The 20,338-nt window shown below is 29.3% G+C and carries 17 protein-coding genes and 1 other RNA gene; 5 read left to right on the forward strand and 13 right to left on the reverse strand.

The features are described from left to right. Positions 1 to 126: 126 nt before the first annotated feature. Both AB8B23_RS09850 and AB8B23_RS09855 read left to right on the forward strand, forming a co-directional pair. On the forward strand, positions 127 to 2,790 hold the full coding sequence (locus tag AB8B23_RS09850; protein ID WP_369712605.1) for a molecular chaperone: 2,664 nt from the start codon (positions 127 to 129) through the stop codon (positions 2,788 to 2,790). 14 nt (positions 2,791 to 2,804) lie between these two features. After that, positions 2,805 to 4,064, forward strand: a complete 1,260-nt coding sequence (locus AB8B23_RS09855; protein WP_369712606.1) for an efflux RND transporter periplasmic adaptor subunit — start codon at positions 2,805 to 2,807, stop codon at positions 4,062 to 4,064. A 175-nt stretch (positions 4,065 to 4,239) separates the two neighbouring features. On the opposite strand, the gene AB8B23_RS09860 is transcribed toward AB8B23_RS09855, so the two are convergent. Further along, positions 4,240 to 5,394 (reverse strand): CapA family protein, encoded by a 1,155-nt coding sequence (locus tag AB8B23_RS09860; RefSeq protein WP_369712607.1) that lies wholly within the window; start codon positions 5,392 to 5,394, stop codon positions 4,240 to 4,242. A gap of 162 nt (positions 5,395 to 5,556) precedes the next feature. Between AB8B23_RS09860 and AB8B23_RS09865 the strand changes: the two genes are divergently transcribed. Continuing rightward, a complete protein-coding gene (locus AB8B23_RS09865) occupies positions 5,557 to 6,300 on the forward strand; it encodes a gamma-glutamyl-gamma-aminobutyrate hydrolase family protein (protein ID WP_369712608.1) in 744 nt (247 codons plus the stop codon). 64 nt (positions 6,301 to 6,364) lie between these two features. On the opposite strand, the gene glmM is transcribed toward AB8B23_RS09865, so the two are convergent. From glmM to dnaX, 7 genes are all read right to left on the reverse strand, one after another. Then, the gene (gene glmM / locus AB8B23_RS09870; protein WP_369712609.1) at positions 6,365 to 7,726 is read right to left on the reverse strand and encodes a phosphoglucosamine mutase; all 1,362 of its coding nucleotides are present in this window, start codon (positions 7,724 to 7,726) and stop codon (positions 6,365 to 6,367) included. Then, positions 7,726 to 9,327: a sensor histidine kinase gene (locus tag AB8B23_RS09875; RefSeq protein WP_021744741.1), complete on the reverse strand. Its 1,602-nt coding sequence runs from the start codon at positions 9,325 to 9,327 to the stop codon at positions 7,726 to 7,728. The genes glmM and AB8B23_RS09875 overlap by 1 nt, the downstream gene beginning before the upstream one ends. Before the next feature lie 10 nt (positions 9,328 to 9,337). Continuing rightward, positions 9,338 to 10,018 carry a response regulator transcription factor gene (locus AB8B23_RS09880; RefSeq protein ID WP_021744742.1) on the reverse strand — a complete coding sequence of 227 codons (681 nt, stop codon included), beginning with the start codon at positions 10,016 to 10,018 and terminating at the stop codon, positions 9,338 to 9,340. Between the two features lie 244 nt (positions 10,019 to 10,262). Beyond that, a complete protein-coding gene (locus tag AB8B23_RS09885) occupies positions 10,263 to 11,531 on the reverse strand; it encodes a peptidase U32 family protein (protein ID WP_147005957.1) in 1,269 nt (422 codons plus the stop codon). A 42-nt stretch (positions 11,532 to 11,573) separates the two neighbouring features. Further along, positions 11,574 to 13,010: a replicative DNA helicase gene (gene dnaB, locus AB8B23_RS09890; protein WP_369712610.1), complete on the reverse strand. Its 1,437-nt coding sequence runs from the start codon at positions 13,008 to 13,010 to the stop codon at positions 11,574 to 11,576. Positions 13,011 to 13,116: 106 nt separating this feature from the next. Then, positions 13,117 to 13,569 carry a 50S ribosomal protein L9 gene (gene rplI / locus AB8B23_RS09895; RefSeq protein WP_039901469.1) on the reverse strand — a complete coding sequence of 151 codons (453 nt, stop codon included), beginning with the start codon at positions 13,567 to 13,569 and terminating at the stop codon, positions 13,117 to 13,119. Positions 13,570 to 13,747: 178 nt separating this feature from the next. Continuing rightward, the gene (gene dnaX / locus AB8B23_RS09900; protein WP_369712611.1) at positions 13,748 to 15,313 is read right to left on the reverse strand and encodes a DNA polymerase III subunit gamma/tau; all 1,566 of its coding nucleotides are present in this window, start codon (positions 15,311 to 15,313) and stop codon (positions 13,748 to 13,750) included. A gap of 187 nt (positions 15,314 to 15,500) precedes the next feature. On the opposite strand from dnaX, the gene AB8B23_RS09905 reads away from it, so the two are divergent. Both AB8B23_RS09905 and ssrS read left to right on the forward strand, forming a co-directional pair. Then, positions 15,501 to 16,178, forward strand: a complete 678-nt coding sequence (locus tag AB8B23_RS09905) for a Crp/Fnr family transcriptional regulator (protein ID WP_021744748.1) — start codon at positions 15,501 to 15,503, stop codon at positions 16,176 to 16,178. A gap of 69 nt (positions 16,179 to 16,247) precedes the next feature. Then, a non-coding RNA gene (gene ssrS, locus AB8B23_RS09910) (6S RNA) lies at positions 16,248 to 16,450 on the forward strand. A gap of 188 nt (positions 16,451 to 16,638) precedes the next feature. On the opposite strand, the gene AB8B23_RS09915 is transcribed toward ssrS, so the two are convergent. The 5 genes from AB8B23_RS09915 to AB8B23_RS09935 all read right to left on the reverse strand — a co-directional run bounded on the left by AB8B23_RS09915 (position 16,639) and on the right by AB8B23_RS09935 (position 20,195). Then, positions 16,639 to 17,841, reverse strand: coding sequence for an argininosuccinate synthase (locus tag AB8B23_RS09915; protein WP_369712612.1), 1,203 nt, complete (start codon positions 17,839 to 17,841; stop codon positions 16,639 to 16,641). 18 nt (positions 17,842 to 17,859) lie between these two features. Further along, positions 17,860 to 18,414, reverse strand: a complete 555-nt coding sequence (locus AB8B23_RS09920) for a peptidylprolyl isomerase (RefSeq protein WP_369713930.1) — start codon at positions 18,412 to 18,414, stop codon at positions 17,860 to 17,862. A 281-nt stretch (positions 18,415 to 18,695) separates the two neighbouring features. Continuing rightward, positions 18,696 to 19,064, reverse strand: a complete 369-nt coding sequence (locus AB8B23_RS09925) for a TIGR02328 family protein (RefSeq protein ID WP_018449823.1) — start codon at positions 19,062 to 19,064, stop codon at positions 18,696 to 18,698. Beyond that, positions 19,048 to 19,443 carry a YbgA family protein gene (locus AB8B23_RS09930; protein ID WP_369713931.1) on the reverse strand — a complete coding sequence of 132 codons (396 nt, stop codon included), beginning with the start codon at positions 19,441 to 19,443 and terminating at the stop codon, positions 19,048 to 19,050. Before AB8B23_RS09930 ends, AB8B23_RS09925 begins: the two co-directional genes overlap by 17 nt. Before the next feature lie 344 nt (positions 19,444 to 19,787). Next, positions 19,788 to 20,195: a hypothetical protein gene (locus tag AB8B23_RS09935; protein ID WP_026745347.1), complete on the reverse strand. Its 408-nt coding sequence runs from the start codon at positions 20,193 to 20,195 to the stop codon at positions 19,788 to 19,790. Positions 20,196 to 20,338: the final 143 nt, after the last annotated feature.

Consider the following 20,338-nt stretch of genomic DNA (forward strand, 5'->3'; position numbering starts at 1 on the left):
CTGAAATAGTTTCAATAAAATCTATGTTTATAGCTTTTTATTTGGATTTTAAATTAATAAAACTAAACCAAAACTTGAATTTAAATAAAGTATTTATTATTGATAACTAAAGGGGAAAAGGTAAAAATGAGATTATTTTATGAAGAGGAATTGCGAAGAAAATCTTATTATGAGATGTATCAGATTGCAATCGAGGAACATTTGGTAAATGTGCATGTGGAAACGCCTACTAGAGAAGAGCTTATCTCACTTTTGATGAAATATAGAGGGGTCAAGGGAAATTACTGTATTGACAAGTTTAATAAAAACGGGCTTGTGAATGTTCAGGAACTTTTTGATAATAAACTTGGTGAGAGGATTCATCATGAGAATAAAATACGGGTGCCACACAAGATTATTTTATACAAGGAGCTTGATTTGATGAGGGAAGACAATTATAAAATTGAGATTCCTGAAAATGTGAGTAGTGCAAATGTTTTTCTTATAAATGCAAATAATTACTTGTGTGGGGTTTTTCAGCTGGAAAAGGATTTGAATAGCAGAAATAAGTATTTTCTGATTAGTAAAAAGGAATTTTTTAGAGTTGAAACGCTGAGAAATAATAAATTTTCATTTTTGTTCTTTAAAGAAAATGACTTGAAATTTATTCATAAATTTTATAATTTGAAGGAAGATGAAATGATGCCGCTTTATCCATATCAGATGGACTATTATAAAGTTGAAATTGAAAATTTTGTTGTGAAAAATCTGGAAACTACGAATACGCCACTTTGTATTGATTTTGGAACAGTAAATACGGCTCTTGGGGCATATCTGGATAAAAATTATGTGAAGGATTTGCCCACTAATGATATTTTGAATGGAAATGTTGTAATAGATGCGATAAATTATGTGAAATTTGATGACGGAGAGAGACATTACCGTGAGATTTTTCCAACGTTAGTTTATATTGATAATTGCAGTGATGCTAATAATATTAAGTATTCATTTGGGTATGATGTGATAAGAAAGCTAGAGAGAAATGACTATATTGTCAATGGCTCGATTTTTTACAGCTTGAAAAGGTGGGTGCATGAACATAATAAACTTGAGAAAATTAATGATGAGTTTGGAAATATTCTGTATGTAAAAAGAAAGGATATAATAAAGGCGTACTTAAAATATGTTGTGAATCGTGCAGAATATATGTTTAAATGCAAATTTAAAAAAATTCACGCTTCAAGCCCTGTAAAATTAAAGGAGCAGTTTTTGACGATGTTTCAAGAAATTTTTATGGTGGAAAATAAATTTAATAAAAATCAGAATTCTGAAATTTCTGAAAAAAATATAATTTCAAGCGAGAAAAATTATGAATATGAGATTATTCGTGAAAATGCGATGGATGAAGCGATTGCGGTGCTGTATAACACAATTGAGATACAGATAAGGAAGAGGAAATATAAGGAGAATGAAGAATATAGTGCATTAATTATTGACTGTGGTGGTGGGACGACGGATTTGGCGGCTTGTAAATATGTGATTAGTAAGGACAAAATTTCATATTATCTGGATATAAGAACAAGCTTTGAAAATGGGGACGAGAATTTTGGTGGAAATGACTTGACTTACAGAATTATGCAGTTTCTGAAAATTGTACTTGGGGCAAAATATTCTGAAAATAGGGTTGTTTCTATTAATGATTTGATAAAATATGACAATGATATGATTTACAAGGTAATTGATGACAGCGGTGTTGAGAAAATCTTTGAAAATCTGAATTTGGAATATGAAAAGTATGAAAATGTGATTCCTACAAAATATTCGCAGTTTGAGAATAAAATGAGTGAAGAATATCAGAAAATACGGAACAACTTTTATATGCTATGGGAAGCGGCTGAAAATCTTAAAAAGGAATTTTTTACATCCGATGGAAGACTGCGGACACGTTTTGATGTGCCTAGAAATTATGAAAAACGGAATGATATTCATATAACGCAGTTGAAAAGCTGGAAAATTCATACTTATGAAAATGGAATATTTACCACAATAACAGATTACCCAAGACATATTTTTACGATAAAGGAAATTGAAAAAATCGTAAAAGCTGATATTTACGGAATGCTCAGAAAATTTTTGAATACATATTACAAGGAAGGGCTACTTTTTGAATATTCATTAATAAAATTAAGCGGACAGTCAACGAAAATCAGTACATTTCAGGAAGTCCTAAAGGAATTTGTTCCAGGAAAGATGATTGAATACAAGGAACTGAGCCATCGTGATGATTACGAGCTAAAATTGAACTGTCTGGATGGAGCTATAAAATATCTGGATTATAAGCGTTTTGGACATATAGATGTGGAAATTGTGAATGAAGTTCCGCTTGTGCCGTATTCTGTGTGGGTGGAAAAATACGATGGGGAAAAAGTGGAAATGATACAGACTTCACGAAAGGCTGATATTCTGATTGGACAAATTGACAAAAAGATTTCTGCTGAAGAACTAAAAATTTATGTTTATACTGCAGAAGGTGAATTGAAGAAAGAAATGATTTATAAAAATGAGGATAACTACGAAGAAATGGACGCACAGGAAATTTTGCCTGAATTTATAAATATAATTTCTCAAAATGATACCGATACAATTCAAAATAACACAGTAAGATTTTTTATTTATACTGATTTGAACAACTGGGGATTTTTTGTAGTTCCAATCCAAAGGAAATCAGACCAGCTTTATCTTGGACGAAAGGAATATTTCCCTTATGAAGATAATTTAAGTGAAAATTCCTATTTTGACGGAAATCACTAAAAAGGAAGAAAATATTGAGAAAAAAAGATGAAATAATTTGGATAATGCCCACAATTTTTATTTTTATTATTCTTTTTATGATAAAATTCTGTACTCCAAAAGTTAATCAGAAATATGTTATTGAAAAAATAACACGTGAAAATCTTGAACTTTTTGTGGATATGAAAGGAACTGTTGTTGCACATAATATTACTAAAATTGGACTGGATGTGAATTTATCCGTTGATGATGTTTATTACAAGGCTGGAGATTTTGTAAAAAAGGGCGATGTAATAGTGAAGTTTAGTGATTATCAGAAAAATGGATTGAATGAAAAACGTATGTTATTAGTGATTAAAAATCGGGAATTACGAAATTTGGAAAAACAAAAGGAATTGGGAGCTGATGTTAGTCAGAAAATTCAGGAATTACGCGGAGAAATATCAGGATTGGAAATTGAAATTAAAGATGAAATGAGAAATACAAGATTGGTTCAGAGAAGTGTAAGAAGTCCATTTGATGCTTACATTGTGAAAATTAATGCAGTGAAAGGTGGAATTACAAACAAAAATGAGCCTATTTTGATTCTTGCCAAAAGGGAAAATTTAAAAATAGTTAGTGAAAATGTGAAAAGTGGTAAAGTTAAAAATCTGAATATTGGAAATGTTGCCAAAATTAGTATTTTTAGGAGAGAAAATAAAAAGATTGGGGGAGAAAAAACACTTGAAGAATTAATTGAAATGAAAAATGATAAGAATAAGGAAATTTTGCAAGATAAGAATAAAATAAAAGAGAATTCAGATTTATTTTCTGAAAAAAAGGTTATTGAAGCAGAATTATTTAAGACTAATAAAATTGGGGATATGAATGTGTTTGAATTTTTGCCAACATTATTTAAGGATTTGTTTTTAAATGAGCAAGTAAATATTCGTGTGATTTATAAGAAAAAAGAGAATATTCTGGCTGTTCCAAAAAAGGCTGTTATTTTTAAAAATCAAAAAAGTTATATTTATTTGATTGATAAGAATAATTTGGTTAAAGAAAAAGAAGTGTTTATTGGGATGGATAACGGAGAGAAGATTGAAATTTTTGGAATGGATATTGGAGAGGGAATCGAAATCATTGGGAATCCTGATGATAAAATTGGGAATAATGTGATTGTGGAGCGACGAAATGTTAAGGATGAGGAAATTGAAAAGAGGAAAAAATTGGAAAGGTTAGAGAGGGAAAATGAAAAGCTGGGGAATAGAATAGATGAGAATGAGAGGGAGATTATCAGACTGAAGAGAAAATAAAATCAGGATGTTTTTATCCTGATTTCCAGCTATATTTTTTAAATTTGTGAAAAATAAAAGAAAAAGTTTTTAATTTATACTCAAACCTATTTTAAATTAAACTGCTAAAATTATATAAATTTATGGTTTGAGTAAAATAGTCATAGCTTTTGAGTTTAGTTTTAAATAAGTTTTACTATAGATTATTAGTCTTAGTAATTTTTCCCTCTTCGCTGATAGAAAGTCCATTTCCATTTGGAAAATCAGATTTATTCAAGGAAATTATCTTCTTTATTGCTAATTTTTCTGAATCTATAAAAGGACCGAAACTTTTGTAAGTTTGTCTTACTGGAATAATTTCTCCAGAAATAAAGTCTCCTTTATTATTTATTTTGATTTTAAAAATAGGTGCAATTCCCATTGAACCAGAAATGTTTATTTTTCCAAAAGTTGCAAAATTTCCTCCACTATACGAAATAAATTTATTTTTGTACAGCTCAACTGCTCTTGTAACATGAGGGCCTTGCCCAAAGATTATATCAGCTCCATTGTCTATGGCAAAATGGGCAAACTCATAAACATTTCCTCTATCTTCGCCATGAAAAATTTCATGTCTTTTAGTAATGTGTTCAGCATTAGCACCTTCGGCTCCACCGTGAAACATAACAATTATAATATCAACTTTTGATTTTAATTCAGAAATAAGTTTTTTTGCATAATTATAATCATTTAGTTTTACAGTAGCTGAATTTGGAGAAAATGAAATAAATCCAAATTTTTTTCCATCTTTTTCTAAAACAGTACTTTCAGCAATATCTTTAATTCCAGAGTATTTTATTCCTAAATTATCGAGATTTTTAATAGTTTCCTTAATTCCAATTCCTCCAAAATCATTGCTATGGTTATTTGCAATGCTCAAATAATCAAATCCAGCCTGTTTTAGATATGTCCCGTACTTTGAAGGCATACGAAAGACATAGCATACATTTGGATTATTACAGCTTTTAGGAGTTCCATCATTATCAAATAGAGTTCCTTCTAGATTTCCTGCAGTTATGTCAGCATTTTTCAGTATATTTTGTGTATTTTCAAGAATATTGGCATCATTTTTAGGAAGCAGATATTCAAAAGGATAATTTGAGCCAAGCATTATATCTCCAACGCCAATTATTGTGAATTCTGTCTTTTCATCAGATTTATCATTTTTTTGAGTATTTGATTTTTTTATGTCGGTTGTTTTTTCAAAATTAATAAATTTATTCCTAAAATTTTTAAAATTGGGATTTATTATGATTATTGCAAGTATAGAAACTAAAATAATAAATAAAATTAATAATGTATTTTTTTTCATAAATCCTCTCATAAATGTTTTTTGTATATTTTACCTGTATTTTCTATAAAAAGCAATAGATTTAGATAAAATTATAAATATAAAAAATAATATAAATTATTTGACTAATAAAAAAATATATGATTAAATCTATATGTTAAAATTTATAAATTGGAGGACAATATGAAAAAACCTATCATTGGAATCTCAAGTAATATACTTGGACTGGAAAAAGGGCTTTTTGCTGGATATAAGCGTGCTTATGTTGATGTTTCCTATATCAATGCTGTTATAAATGCTGGTGGTGTACCACACCTTCTGCCTTTAAATGAACATGAAGATATTATTGAGGAATTTGTAAAAAATGTGGATGGAATAATTTTAACTGGAGGAAATGATGTTTTTCCACTTCTTTATGGAGAAGAACCAAAGGAGAAGTTGGGAGAAATATTTCCAGAGCGTGATAAATTTGACTCACTTCTTGTTCGTTATGCAGTAACTTATAAAAAGCCAATTTTTGGAATTTGTCGTGGAATGCAAATTGCTAATGTTGAATTTGGAGGCTCTCTTTATCAAGATCTTTCCTACAATAAAAACGTTTCAATAAAGCACTTTCAAAAAGCTAGAGCTCACACTCCAACTCACTCTATCACTGTGGCAAGTAATTGTTTTTTAAGCGATATTTATCCTGAAGGAATCGGATTTATAAACAGTTATCATCATCAAATAATAAATGAACTGGCACAAGGGTTCACTGTAACTGCAAAAAGTGCGGATGGAGTAATTGAAGCGATCGAAAATATTTCAGATGAAATTTTTATCGTTGGGGTTCAATGGCATCCAGAAATGATGGCAATTAATGACGAAACTGCACAAAAATTATTTAAAAAATTTGTAAATGAAGTAAATTCAAGGAAAAAAAATTAATTTAAAGAAAAAAATCATAGCCTAGTTAACTATGATTTTCTTTTTTTATAAACATTTTTTCTAATTAGCAAAGTGTTTCTTCTACTTTTTTACTTAATTCTGCTACATATTTATCAACAATTTTTTGGCTTTCTGCTTCAACCATTACTCTTATAAGTGATTCTGTTCCAGAAGCTCTTACTAAAATTCTACCTTTTCCAGCAATTTCTTTTTCCTTTGCCTTTATGAAATCAATTAATTCCTTATTTGTTTCCCAAGTTGCTTTTTTCTCTTTTGCAACAAAGATATTTTTAGAATCTTGAGGCCATAATTTTATTCCTTTTACAAGTTCATGTAATGTTTTTCCGCTTTCTAAAATAGCTGCAACAAGTTGAATTGATGATAAAACTCCATCTCCAGTTGTGTTGTAGTCAAGCATTAAAATATGTCCAGACTGCTCTCCACCAATATTTAGTCCATATTCTTTCATTTTCTCAAGAACATATCTATCTCCAACATTTGCACGAATTAATCCAATTCCTTTTTCATCCAGATATTTTTCAAATCCCATGTTGCTAAGAACAGTTGTTACGACCTTATTATCGTTCAAAAGTCCTCTCTTTTGCATATATTCAGCAATAATCGCAATAATCAAATCTCCATTTATAATTTCACCTGTATTGTCAACAGCAATCAATCTGTCAGCATCACCATCATAAGCAAGACCTAAATCAGCCTTATAAACTTTTACTACATCTTGGAGAAGTTCTGGATGAGTAGATCCGCAATTGACATTAATATTTTTCCCATTTGGAATATTATTAATTACAACAACATCTGCTCCCAAGGCTTGAAAAACTTTTGGAGCAATTCTATACGCTGCACCATTTCCTGTATCAATTACAATTCGTAATTTTGAAAAATTAGTTTTTACAGTAGAAGTTAAATAATCTAAATAAATTCTCATGTCATCTTCCACGTATTTAAATGTTCCTAAATCATCTCCTGGCACTTGATGTTTTAAAAGTTCATCCTTTTTTTCCATTAATTTTTCTAATTCCTCTTCAACTGAATCAGGTAATTTATAACCATTTTGACTAAATATTTTTATTCCGTTATCCTTTACAGGATTATGTGAAGCAGAAATCATAATTCCCGCATCAGCCTTTAATTTTCTAGTTAGATAGCAAACTCCTGGAGTAGGCAATACTCCTACAAAATCAATATTTACTCCCATAGAATTTAGTCCAGCTGTAAGAGCTGAACGAATCATATAACCTGAAATTCTTGTATCAGTTCCAAGAATAATTTTTGGCTTTCCAGCTTTTTTTCTATGCTTTTTCAAATAATATCCAAGAGCCAGCCCTAGACGTGTTACTAAGTCGATTGTTAAGTCTTTATTGGCTTCTCCTCTCATTCCATCAGTTCCAAAATATTTTCTAGCCATTATTTTCCCTTTCTATTTTTTCTTTTTTTATGTTTATGTTCTCTTTCCTTTTTTAAGAAACTAAATACTGCTTTTCTTCTTTCAGACTTTTCTTTCTTAACGTTTTTTATATTTTCTTCCTCTGTTTTTTCAAGAGTTTCTCCAATAGGTAATACAATTGAAATTTCCGTTCCTTTATCCATTTTAGAGTTTATCTTTATTCTTCCATTATGTATTTCCACAATTCTTTTCACTATCGCAAGTCCAAGTCCTGTTCCACCAGTTGCCTTCGTTCTTGATAAATCAACTCTGTAAAATCTATCAAATATTCTTTTTGCATCCTCATCAGAAATTCCAATTCCTTCATCTCGAATCGAAATCTGTCCGAATCCATCTTTAATAGCTGATTTGATATAGATATTTGTATGTGGCTCTGAATATTTTGCAGCATTTTCAATTAAGGCTCTAATTGCCTGCTGAAGCAATGTTTCATCTCCTTTAATTTTATAATTTTCTCCCATTTCCAAATGGAAACTATGAGTTTTAGTAGAAACTACCGTGTCAGAATGAATTTGATGTACCATTTCATTTGCATCAATATCTATAAATTTTGTATTAATTTTTGTAATTTCACCTTTAGCTAAAAATAGTAGTTTCTGTATCAAATTACGCATATTATCCGTTTCACTAATTATTGAATCTATTGATTCCACAAAAATATCAATGTCTGCTGTTCCACGTTTTCTTATAATTTCTGCATAACCTTTTATAATTGCAAGTGGTGTTCGCAGTTCATGTGAAGCATCTGATACAAATTTTGTCTGATTCTCAAATGAAGTCTCCAACCTATCTAACATTTCATTTATAATAAGTATTAAGTTTTGCAGCTCGTCTTCCCCTTTTGGTACTTCTATTCTCTTGCTTAGGTCATCCGTTGAAATGCTTTTTGCCGTTCTTATTACATTATTGATTGGCTTTAAAATTCTTCGGCTCATTACTTTTGAAACAATGATCGTTATAACAACTCCAATTATAGTAAACAGGATAACAAGATATTCCAACCTTTTATAAATTTTATTTTCCTGTGTTATATTTTTTAGTGTATAAATATTAAATTTATAATTTTTTATTTCACGGCTTACCTTAAAGACAAAATATTTATTTTTTTCAATATTTATTATTTTTCCGTCTGAAATATTGTCTTTTACATTGTAGCTTTCAAGCAAGTCAGCCATCTTTTCATTAGTCATAGAGGCTTCTTCTGTATCTGTATCTCCAACTGTATTAATTGGAATTACTGTATCCTTATTTTGCTTTATTTCAAGAACATATAAATAATTCTCTTCGCCCGGATTAAATGGTTTCACATGAATAACTTTTTTTCCTTCCACAATTTCAGGATTAAAATCAAGTGTAAGCACATTTGTTTTTTCAGAAAAAACTCCAACCTTATCCAAAAAACTGTTTATTTCTTCTATTTTATCTCTCGCAGAAATTTCAAGCACTTTGTTTGACTGCCTTTGCAGTGAATAAACAAGAATAATATTAGAAACTAATATTAATACCAAAAATAGAAGAGCGTAATTTGCTGAAATACGATCTTCTAATTTTAAATTTTTCATTCTTTACTCCTTATTTAAAAATAAATCCAATTCCTCTTACAGTCTGAATAAATTTTCTCTCATAAGGTCTGTCAATTTTATCTCTTAAATATTTAATATACAAATCAAGAATATTATCATTTCCGATATAATCAAATCCCCAAACTTCTTCCAAGATTTTATCTCTTGATAAAACAATTCCTTTATTTAATACTAAAAAGTCAAGAAGTTCAAATTCTCTTTTTGATAATTGAATCAAATTTTTTCCATAATCTCTGAACACTTCGTAAGTTGAATAGTTAATTGTCAAATCTTCAAATTCAAATACACCTTTGTGAACAACAGATTTTTTAGTTCTTCTAAGAAGAGCTTTTATTCTTGCAAGCAATTCTTCATTTGAGAATGGTTTTGTCATATAGTCATCTGCTCCGTAGTCAAATCCAACTACTTTGTCACTAATTTCATCTTTTGCAGTAAGCATAATGATAGGTACTTGTGAAGTTTCCCTTATCCTTTTACATACTTCCATTCCACTCATCTTAGGAAGCATAACATCTAGCAAGATGATGTCATATGAACCATATTTTGCCATATTTAGCCCTTCTTTACCATCGTATGCAAAAAATACATCAAATCCTTCAAATTTTAATTCAATTTCTAATAATCTTGAAATTTTAGGATCATCTTCAATTACTAATATTTTTTCTCTCATAATTATCTCCACTTCTATTTTTCTTTAAAATTTTTATTTCTCCAAGAATTTTTATTTCTAAAAATAAAAAGTTATTTGGATATAGATAATTATAACTCATTTTTTTTGATTTGTATAGTTTTTTATCTTTTTTTTTAAACAATTTTCGATGAATAAATAGTTTAGTAAAGATTAAAAAATACTACCTTTTATTCTCAACGCTTTTTATTTGTTAAAATTTAAATTAAATTATAATTTATTTAAATTAAAAATCTTCGGTATCCATATCGCTATCTGATTGTCCTTCAGGCAGTTTAATTCTAATTAAATCCATCGGTCCCATTTCCACATCAGTCTCAATAATAGCGATTGTATTTGGATTTACATATTCTTGAAATTCGTTATTTTTTGTGTTTAAAAAGTTTTCTACTTTGAATTTAACAGCGTCTCCAATTGGACGTACCAATTCCAAAGTTTCAGTTGCATAAACTTTATTTCTTATCTGAATTTTATATTTATTTGTATCAACTTTTTCAAGTACATTTGCAACAAGTCTATATGTTTGGCTATAAGAAAGTCCTGTTTCATAATTTTGATCCTTTTCAGAAGTCGGTCCTAAATAAAATCCATTTGAATATTGTCTATGGCTGATTGTTTTAAGTTCCTTCAGCCAGTCTGGATCATATTTGTAATTTCCTGAATAATAATTATCCAATGCTCTTTTATATTGTTTTACTACTGTTGAATTGTAGTAGATACTTTTCATTCTTCCTTCAATTTTTAATGAATCTACGCCTGTTTCAATTACTTTATCAATAAACTCGATAGAACATAAATCTTTAGCATTGAACATATATGTTCCTTCTTCATTTTCAACAATGTCATGAGCTCCAGTTTCTTCATGACCTTCTGCAATCACTTTATAGTTCCAACGGCAGTCCTGTGCACAAATTCCACGATTTGCATCACGGTTTGTAAAATAGTTACTTAGTAAGCATCTTCCCGAGTAAGCCATACACATTGCTCCGTGAATAAATACTTCTATTTCCACATCTGGTACTTTTTCACGAATTGTTTTTATTTCTTTTAGAGACATTTCTCTAGCTAGAATAACTCTTTTTGCTCCTAAATCCTTCCAAGTTTTCACACTCATCCAGTTTGTATTGTTTGCCTGTGTACTTACATGAATTTTAAGATTTGGAGCGTGTTCTCTTACTGTCTGGAAAACTCCAAGATCAGCTACAATTACAGCGTCTACGCCAAATTCATCCAATTTTTTTATAAATCTTGGTAAATAGTCAATTTCTGTATTGTGTGCAAAAATATTTAATGTAACATATATTTTTTTACCTAAACTATGAACATAATCTACAGCTTCCTTTAATTCCTTATTTTTAAAGTTTGAAGACATTCCTCTCAAATTAAATGAACTTCCTCCAACAAAACATGCATCAGCTCCAAAGTGAAATGCTGTCTTTAATTTTTCCATATTTCCTGCTGGTGCTAGTAATTCTACCCTTTTTCTGTTTTCCATTTTTTGCTTTCTCTCCTTTAAATTTATTTTTGCTTAAAATTATTATTGTGGCAATGGTGCAAATTCATCATCTACCACGTTTACAAATTGTTGATAGCTTGGTCTAAAGCCAAGTTCTATTGTTCCAGTCGGTCCACTTCTATGTTTTCCTATTATTAATTCGACTTTTTCCAGTTTACTGTCGTCATCTTTTGATTGCGGCTTCGCCTTATCCACATATTGCTGCGGAATATCAAGATTATTTACTTCCTGGGCTGTATCCTTGTGATAATATTCTTCACGGTATAAAAACATTACCATATCCGCATCCTGCTCAATTGCCCCTGATTCTCTTAAATCTGATAAAATCGGTCTTTTGTCAACTCTCTGCTCTACCCCACGTGATAATTGCGACAACGTTACAATCGGTATATTCAGTTCTTTTGCAAGTATTTTTAACGACCGTGAAATCTCTGATATTTCCTGTTCCCTGCTTTTTCTCGAATTTTCAGAAGGACTGATTAACTGCAGATAGTCAATTAACATAAAGTCCAATTTACCTTCGGACTTAAGCCTTCTTGCAGTTGCCTTTATTTCCAGCATTGTTACACTTGAAGAATCCGAAATATAAATTGGCATTTCAGAAAGCCGTCCAAGTCCATTTCCTAAATTTATCATTTCCTCTGAAGACAAAGTACTGTCTTTTAAGGCTTTTAACCTTACTTTTGCCTCACTTGCTACAAGCCTGTCAAACAATTGCTCATTTCCCATTTCTAAACTGTATATAAGCACACCTTTACCTTGTCTTGCAACATTTATTGCAAGATTTAATGCAAATGCAGTTTTTCCCATTGCAGGACGTGCTGCAAGAATCAAAAGATCCGAGCCATGAAAGCCACTTGTTATACTGTCATATCTATTAAATCCCGAAGAAATACCAGTTATTTTACCTTTATTATCTGTATAATTATCCATTTGGGTTATCTTACCTTGAACTAATTCATACAGAGGTACAATATCTTTTTTCTGCTTAGATTCTGCAACTTTAAAAATCATGCTTTCTGACTTATCAAGCATCGTGTCAACTTCATCATATCCTCGCATAGCCATTTTTACAATTTTTTCACCAATATCTATTAACTGACGCTGTACAGACTTATCTTTTATAATCTGAGCATAATTAACAGCATTCGCAGCAGTAGGCACAACTTCCGTCAAGTCGTAAATAATATCTTCTCCACCAATTTCATCTATCAGCTCCTGTTTTTTTAGAGATTCTATTATTAGAAGCACATCAATTATTTTACCCATATTATAAGCTTTTATCATCTCAGAAAAAATCAGCTTATAGTTATTTTTATAAAAATCTTCCACCGTTACAATATCAACAATGTCACCTATAACATTGGGATTTATAAAGACAGAGCCAAGAAGTGCCTCTTCAGCTTCTATACTGTAAGGTTTGCTATTTTCCTCATCTTCCAGATCATATAATCCCATTTTTAAAATTTCTCACTTTCTATTTTCTATAATAATATAATTTAAAAATCAAAATTAAAACATACAGCACTTTAATATATTTGATAATCTCATATCTTTTTTAAAATTATTTTGCTTCAACTCTAACTTTTAAATTTGCCTTAACTTCAGAATGAAGTTTTAATTCTACATTGTGTAATCCAATTTCTTTAACTTTTGAGCTGGCAGATACTTTCTTTTTATCAATTTCAACATTCAGCTGCTCTTTCAAAGCCTCTACAATTTCTTTTGCCCCAATTGATCCAAATACTTTGTTATTTTCTCCAGCCTTCACTTTTAAGACAATTTCTTTTTCTGCCAAAAATTCTTTTAGTTCATTTGCGTTTTTTACGTCTTTATCATGATTTTTCTGAATTTTTTCATTTTTTGCCTTCAATTTATTAATATTTTCAGGCGTTGCAAGTATTGCTTTGTTTTGATTTAACAAAAAATTATTTGCATACCCATCCTTAACTTCTACTATTTCATCTTTTTTCCCAACACCTTTTATATTTTCTTTCAAAATAACTTTAATTTTCATATTTATCATTCCTTTCTTTGCTAATAGCTTTATTGATATGTTAAAATTTTTCTTATGTTTTAAAATATACTCAAACCTACTTAAAATTAAACTACTAAAAATTATATAATTTTAGGGTTTGAGTAAAATAGTCATAACTTTTGAGTTTTGTTTTAAAGCAGTTTTACTATATTTAAAATTATTTTTTTTCTAAAATCTCTCCACCAAAAAATTTAACTGCATTTTGCATAAACTTATCTTCTTCATTTTGTGAATTTTCACTTTCGAGAAAAGTATGAACTGTAATATCTGAATTACAAATATGATTAATAACTTTTTCAATTTTGGCCTTTTTCTCTGGCAGTAAAATTTGTTCACTATGAAATTTCTGCTCCTTGGGAAATCTTATATGTAATACACCATTTTCCACTCTATCTGGAAAACTTTCAATTACTAATGCTCCAAGCATTACACTTTCTTTTCTTATCCCCAGCAACACTTTTTCCCAATTTTTAGAAAAAATTAAAATATCATAATCTTTTGTAGTACTTTCTGATTTTTGAGTTTTTTCCATATTTTCTTTTTCTTGGGTTTCAGCTGTAGAAGCCAAACTTGCTATTTTTGGATTTTTTGAAATTTGGCTTATAACTTTTTCACAAATATTGCTAGACACTTCTTTTATGTAATTTTTGTCAAAAGAATAGATAGTTTCACTAGAATTTATATTTTGTGAATTATTTTTCTGACTTTTATAAAGTTCGTGAATCAGAACATAGCCAAGCAATCTTTTATCTTCTTCATATTTAAACTCATTTAAAGTAAAAAAAATCGCACTTATTGTATCCAGCAGAAAATTTACTGGTAAATCAGTCTTTTTCTTAAACTGCTCTTTCAGATAATATGAAAAATCTTTCAAAAAAGTTTCGATTATAAGCCCGTCTTCCCAAATTTTATCAATAAAATCTACAAGTTTTTCTTTATCACTTTCTCGTATCAGATTTAAAAATTCTTCCAAAATTACATCAGGCACAACTCCCAAAGCATTTTGCGTCTTTGTGATATCAATTTCTTCGTTGTTAAAATTTGATACAACTTGCTCAAAAATAGAAAAACTGTCTCTTGCACTTCCTTCGGACTTACGATAAATCAAATCAAGACTTGCATCGTCAATTGTAATATTTTCTTTTTCAGCCACATTTTTTAGCAATTTTTTTATATCTTCCTTGTTAATCGGCAAAAAATCATACCGCTGACATCTAGAAATAACTGTATCTGGTATTTTATCAATCTCTGTTGTCGCAAGAATAAATATAACATGTGACGGTGGTTCTTCTAATGTCTTCAAAAGTGCGTTAAATGCCTCTTTTGTAAGCATATGAACTTCATCAATTATATATATTTTTTTTCTTCCTTTAACAGGCTGATAATTTATTTTTTCCTTCAGTTCCCTAATTTCATCAATCCCACGATTAGAAGCTGCATCAATTTCAATCATATCCATAGAAATCCCTTGAGAAATCTCACGGCAATTTTCACATTTCCCACAAGGATTATCTGTCACATCCTCACTATTTAAGCAATTCACACCTTTTGCAATAAGCCTTGCAATAGTCGTTTTTCCCACACCACGTGGCCCTGTAAATAAATACGCATGTGACAACTTATTTTCTCTTAGGGAATTTTTTATCGCCCGCAACACAAATTCCTGTCCTGCAATTTCATCAAAATTTTGGGGCCGATATTTTCTATATAAAGTAATATTCAATGTTCTCACCCTTTTTTATTGCTATTTGATATTATAACATTTTTAATATAATTTGTGAACTACCAGAAAAAATCAAAATTTTTCTTGAAATCAAAAAACAAAAATGATAATATAAAACATAACATATTCAAAATATTTTGTAAACAAATTATTTTGATACAAAAATACTAAATAGAGAAGGTTAAAAATGAAAATAGAAGATTTATCACTTTTTTTAACAAAAGTTTCCTTATTCAAAGGATTAAATCCTAAAGAAATTGCAAATTGTCTAACAAAAATTGATTTTAAGATAAAAAACTATAAAAAAAATGAAACTGTATTCTTTCGGGGAGATACATTAAAACAAGTAATAATTATTATTAAAGGAATGGCACATGGAGAAATGCAGAAATTTAACGGAGACACAATCATTATCAATCAGATGAAATCTGGAGAAGTTCTCGCATCAGCATTTTTGTTTGGAAAAAACAATATTTTTCCAGTTGATCTTATAACTCTTGAAAACTCCGAATTTTTATTTTTCAGTAAAGATAAATATTTGGATCTAATTCAGGCAGATAAAAGACTTTTACTTAACTTCATAAATGAGATTTCAAATAGAAGCCAGCATCTTTCGAAAAGAATCTGGTTTAATTTTACCCATAAAACAATTGAAGAAAAAATACTTAGCTATGTAAAAGAAAATTCTGAAAATGGTAAAATTAAATTTCTTCCTAGTATTTCAGCATTAGCAAAACGTTTTGAAGTAACACGACCTGCATTATCAAGGGAAATTTCCAATTTATGCAAAAGAGATATTTTAACAAAAAAAGAAAATGGCATTTATCTAATAAATTTACCTAATTTTGTTGAAAAGAATATTTGACATTTTTTTAGATAACAGTTATAATAAACACATAATTAAAATTAATAAAAACAATTAAATAATAAATTCTAATTTCTGGTCTATTCGCCACTAACATCGAATTTTTGGGCTTTACTCTATTTTAATGGGGTTATCCCTTTATATTCTGTCTCAGGAAAATCACGACTACGCTATGTTTTGTACGGATTCTGTACAGTTTATAAATATGACTACCACCTGTAACATTTTACAGGCAACCAAAAATTAAGTTAGAACGGTAGATCGGATTTTTTATTTCCAAATTTTCTCTAATAACAAAAATATTCTGAATTTTAAATTAATTTTCAGAACATAAAAATGATTAAAGATAGGATTCTAGCTGTTAAAATTGAAAAAATACAAGATATTGGAACTATTTTATGAATGAAATAAAAAAGAATTCCCGATATTATTTTAATTTCAGGAATCCTTTATTTAAAATTTATTTATGTTTTTTATAAGCTCTAATCCTGTTTGGGAGTGAGAATAATTTTATAAATCCTTCCGCATCCTTATGACTATACAGCTCACTTGCCCCAAATGATGAAATTTCCTCATCGTATAATGCAAAATCAGTAAATCTACCAGCTATTTTTATACTTCCTTTGTATAATTTCAGTTTTATTGTACCATTTACATTTTTAGAAGTCTCATCAACAAAAGCATCAAGTCCTTCACGAAGTGGTGTAAACCATTGGCCTGAATAAGCCAATCCTGCATATTTTTGAGATACCAGCTTTTTAAATTCAAATGTATCCTTGTCAAAAATTAATGTTTCCAATTCTTTTAGTGCTTCCATCAGCAATGTTCCACCTGGAGTTTCATAAATTCCTCTCGACTTCATTCCAACAAGTCTATTTTCTACAATGTCAATTACTCCAACACCATTTTCTCCAGCAATTTTATTTAACTTTTTAAGTAATGCGACAGGATCTAAATTTTCCCCATCTACTTTTACTGGCCATCCTTGTTCAAATGTAATATCCACATATGTTGGATTATCTGGTGCTTTTTCAGGAGGAGTTGTCATCATATAGACAATATCTTCCTTATGCTCATTTTCAAGCCCTTCAATGTCTCCACCTTCGTGTGAGATATGCCATAAATTCTGATCTCTCGAGTAAATTTTTTCTTTCGTTACAGTTATTTTTATATCATTTTTTTGTGCATAATCAATCGCATCTTCTCTTGAAGAAATGTCCCAAAGTCTCCAAGGAGCTATTATTTTTAATGTTGGATCTAATGAAAATACTCCAGTTTCAAATCTAACCTGATCATTTCCTTTACCAGTGCATCCATGGCAAATATACGAAGCTCCTTCCTTATGAGCCACATCTACCAATACTTTTGAAATTAAAGGCCTTGCAAATGAAGTACCTAACAGATATTTATTTTCATAAACTGCTCCCGCTCTTAAGGCACGAAAAGCATAATCTTTTACAAATTCTTCTTTTTTATCTTCTACATAAACTTTAGAAGCCCCAGATTCGATAGCTTTAACTTTTACAGCTTCCATATCTTCATCTTGTCCAACATCAACACAGCACGCAATCACTTCTAAATCATAATTTTCTTTTAGCCAAGGTATGATAATCGATGTATCAAGTCCACCTGAATATGCTAAAACTACTTTTTCTTTTGCCATATTTATTTCCCCCTTTAATTAAAATTTATTTGGAAAATTTTGCTTTAAAGTTTTATTCCAGCTGTCAACTCTATTTTTTTGAGTTTTTAGGAAAGCATCAATGTCTCCTTCAACTACAACTTTTGTCATTACATCTCCATTAGATAATTTTTTTACAACATCTAAATCAGCTTCTGACGCAACTTCTCCAAATATTGTGTGATTACCATTTAACCATTCTGTTGGAACTGTTGTTATAAAAAATTGACTTCCATTTGTTCCTGGCCCTGCATTTGCCATAGCTAGTTTACCAGCTTTCGAGAAATTCAGTCCATTATTAACTTCGTCTTCAAATTGATATCCTGGTCCTCCCATTCCTGTTCCAGTTGGATCTCCACCTTGTGCCATAAAGTTGTCAATAACCCTATGGAATTTTAATCCATCATAATATCCTTTTTTTGCTAAGTTTACAAAATTAGCAACAGTTACAGGCGATTTATCAGATAACAAATTAATATTAACATCACCTTTTGCAGTAATAATCTTTACTTTCATTTTATACTCTTTACTGTATGATTGCACAGCAACAGTCATCATCATTAAAATTGATAACATTAGTAATGATACTCTTTTAATCATACATCTCCTTTCATTTCAATATATATTTTATATTTTAAAGAAAGATTAACTTTAAATCTAGCTTTAAAAATCTAAATACATTTTATCATATTGTAGAGGATTTTTGAATAAGATTTTAAAATAATTCTCTTTTCACAGCTGTTTTTGTTATCTAAAAATTATTACAAGAATCATTGGTTCGTGTCTCCCGTGTGGTACAATGAATTGTAGTAGTTAAATTAAAACGATCAAAACTTTTATAGTTCCAATTTAATCCCTTTTTTTCGCAAGTTTTCGATACACTCAACTAAATATTCATTATCATGTTCTTTGTAAATTGGGCTATCTATAATTTTTTCTTCAAGATTATTATAATTTTCTGCTTTCTTTCCTCTATAATTCTTATCTCTCCATTCTTTAGAAACTTTATACCCTCTTTTTTCCATTTCATCCATAACCAATGAATGATAAACAAATAAATAATATGGAGAATATAAAAATACATAGTCTACTGTTTTATGTTTCTTTTTCCATCCATTTCCTCTAAGTGCACAACATTCTCTATGTTGACCAAGAAGCTGGTTTTTAGGCAATAGATGAATAATTTGTTCATGCCATAGTCTCATCTTTTTCTCCTGTTAATAAAGTGGATTCTTGTAAATATTTATTTGGATATTTCTTTAGTAAAGTATTGATATATTCAATTAGCGATTTCTGATTACTTCTTCCTCCCATGTATTCTTCCAGTATGTTAAATAATCCTTGTTTTTCAATCTTTGTTGCCTTTTTTTTGAAATATCCCCATAAATGAAGAATTGCATTACTAAAATCTTTTTTACTTTCTTTTATATCCCTTACTTTTTGTATTCTTTCATTAATAAATACAATATCAATTTCTTTTTCTTTCAAATACTTTCTTATTTCTAAGTACACTTTATGGGATTTGCTTAATACATAATATTTATTTTTTGCCCATAGCTCTTCACATTCTTTTTTTTTATTCATGTAGTTCACACCAGCCCTTCTTTAAAGATATTCAAACCATATATGAAAATTAACTTCATCTATGTTATCCTTTGAATTTTTCGTTAGTTGATTTTTATTTTTTCTATGTTTGCGAGTATTAAAAATTTAATCTAATCTTCATGCATTTGTTATGAAAATAATTTATTAAGTATATTCCAACCCATTTAAAATTGAACTACTAAAAATTATGGTAAATTTAGGGTTTGAGTAAAATAGTCATAGCTTTTGAGTTTGATTTTAAAGAAGTTTTGCTACAAAATCTAACCTCAAAAATTATAAAAACGGCAATTTAATAAAACTGCCGTCCTAAATTTATTTATAAATTATTTACCATCAAATACTGTTGGATAAGCTTTATCATTATTAAATGCCCAAGAACCATTGTAATAGTAGCTGTTGTCATTTGAATTATAAACTAGGTTTTTACCTGCTTTTAAATGCATGTATTTGTATTTTTTCAAATATTTTTCAGTTTTTTCAACATTTTGAATTAAGACTCCAACTTTTACATTTTCATAAGTTTCTCCATCAAATACACATTTTTCAAAATCTACATCAACTCTGTAGTCTTTATCGTTTATCTTTTTAAATTCTCCATAAGAACCAGGTTTGTTACAGTATGAATCCTTTTCCAGTTTTGCTGTCTTCTCATGAACTTTTTTCACATCGTTCCCTCCAGCCGCAAATAATGTCATTGAAATTGCAAATACTGCCAATATACTTTTTTTCATAATAAATTTCCTCCTTGGTTTTATTTCCATTATAATTTGTTTATAATAGTATATCATATTTTCTTTGATTTTTCTATTTTTTTTAAGCTAAAAATGAGGACAATCATTAAATTGAAAAAGTAAACATCGCTTTTGTGGCTGTT

It is taken from the genome of Leptotrichia sp. HSP-342, from assembly GCF_041199995.1.
Lineage (GTDB): Bacteria > Fusobacteriota > Fusobacteriia > Fusobacteriales > Leptotrichiaceae > Leptotrichia > Leptotrichia mesophila.

Coding starts and splice junctions, on each gene's coding strand:
- AB8B23_RS09850 (WP_369712605.1), top strand. CDS start 127: ATGAGATTATTTTATGAAGAGGAATTGCGAAGAAAATCTTATTATGAG.
- AB8B23_RS09860 (WP_369712607.1), bottom strand. CDS start 5,394: ATGAAAAAAAATACATTATTAATTTTATTTATTATTTTAGTTTCTATA.
- AB8B23_RS09865 (WP_369712608.1), top strand. CDS start 5,557: ATGAAAAAACCTATCATTGGAATCTCAAGTAATATACTTGGACTGGAA.
- glmM (WP_369712609.1), bottom strand. CDS start 7,726: ATGGCTAGAAAATATTTTGGAACTGATGGAATGAGAGGAGAAGCCAAT.
- AB8B23_RS09875 (WP_021744741.1), bottom strand. CDS start 9,327: ATGAAAAATTTAAAATTAGAAGATCGTATTTCAGCAAATTACGCTCTT.
- AB8B23_RS09880 (WP_021744742.1), bottom strand. CDS start 10,018: ATGAGAGAAAAAATATTAGTAATTGAAGATGATCCTAAAATTTCAAGA.
- AB8B23_RS09885 (WP_147005957.1), bottom strand. CDS start 11,531: ATGGAAAACAGAAAAAGGGTAGAATTACTAGCACCAGCAGGAAATATG.
- dnaB (WP_369712610.1), bottom strand. CDS start 13,010: ATGGGATTATATGATCTGGAAGATGAGGAAAATAGCAAACCTTACAGT.
- rplI (WP_039901469.1), bottom strand. CDS start 13,569: ATGAAAATTAAAGTTATTTTGAAAGAAAATATAAAAGGTGTTGGGAAA.
- AB8B23_RS09905 (WP_021744748.1), top strand. CDS start 15,501: ATGAAAATAGAAGATTTATCACTTTTTTTAACAAAAGTTTCCTTATTC.
- AB8B23_RS09915 (WP_369712612.1), bottom strand. CDS start 17,841: ATGGCAAAAGAAAAAGTAGTTTTAGCATATTCAGGTGGACTTGATACA.
- AB8B23_RS09920 (WP_369713930.1), bottom strand. CDS start 18,414: ATGACTGTTGCTGTGCAATCATACAGTAAAGAGTATAAAATGAAAGTA.
- AB8B23_RS09925 (WP_018449823.1), bottom strand. CDS start 19,064: ATGAGACTATGGCATGAACAAATTATTCATCTATTGCCTAAAAACCAG.
- AB8B23_RS09930 (WP_369713931.1), bottom strand. CDS start 19,443: ATGAATAAAAAAAAAGAATGTGAAGAGCTATGGGCAAAAAATAAATAT.
- AB8B23_RS09935 (WP_026745347.1), bottom strand. CDS start 20,195: ATGAAAAAAAGTATATTGGCAGTATTTGCAATTTCAATGACATTATTT.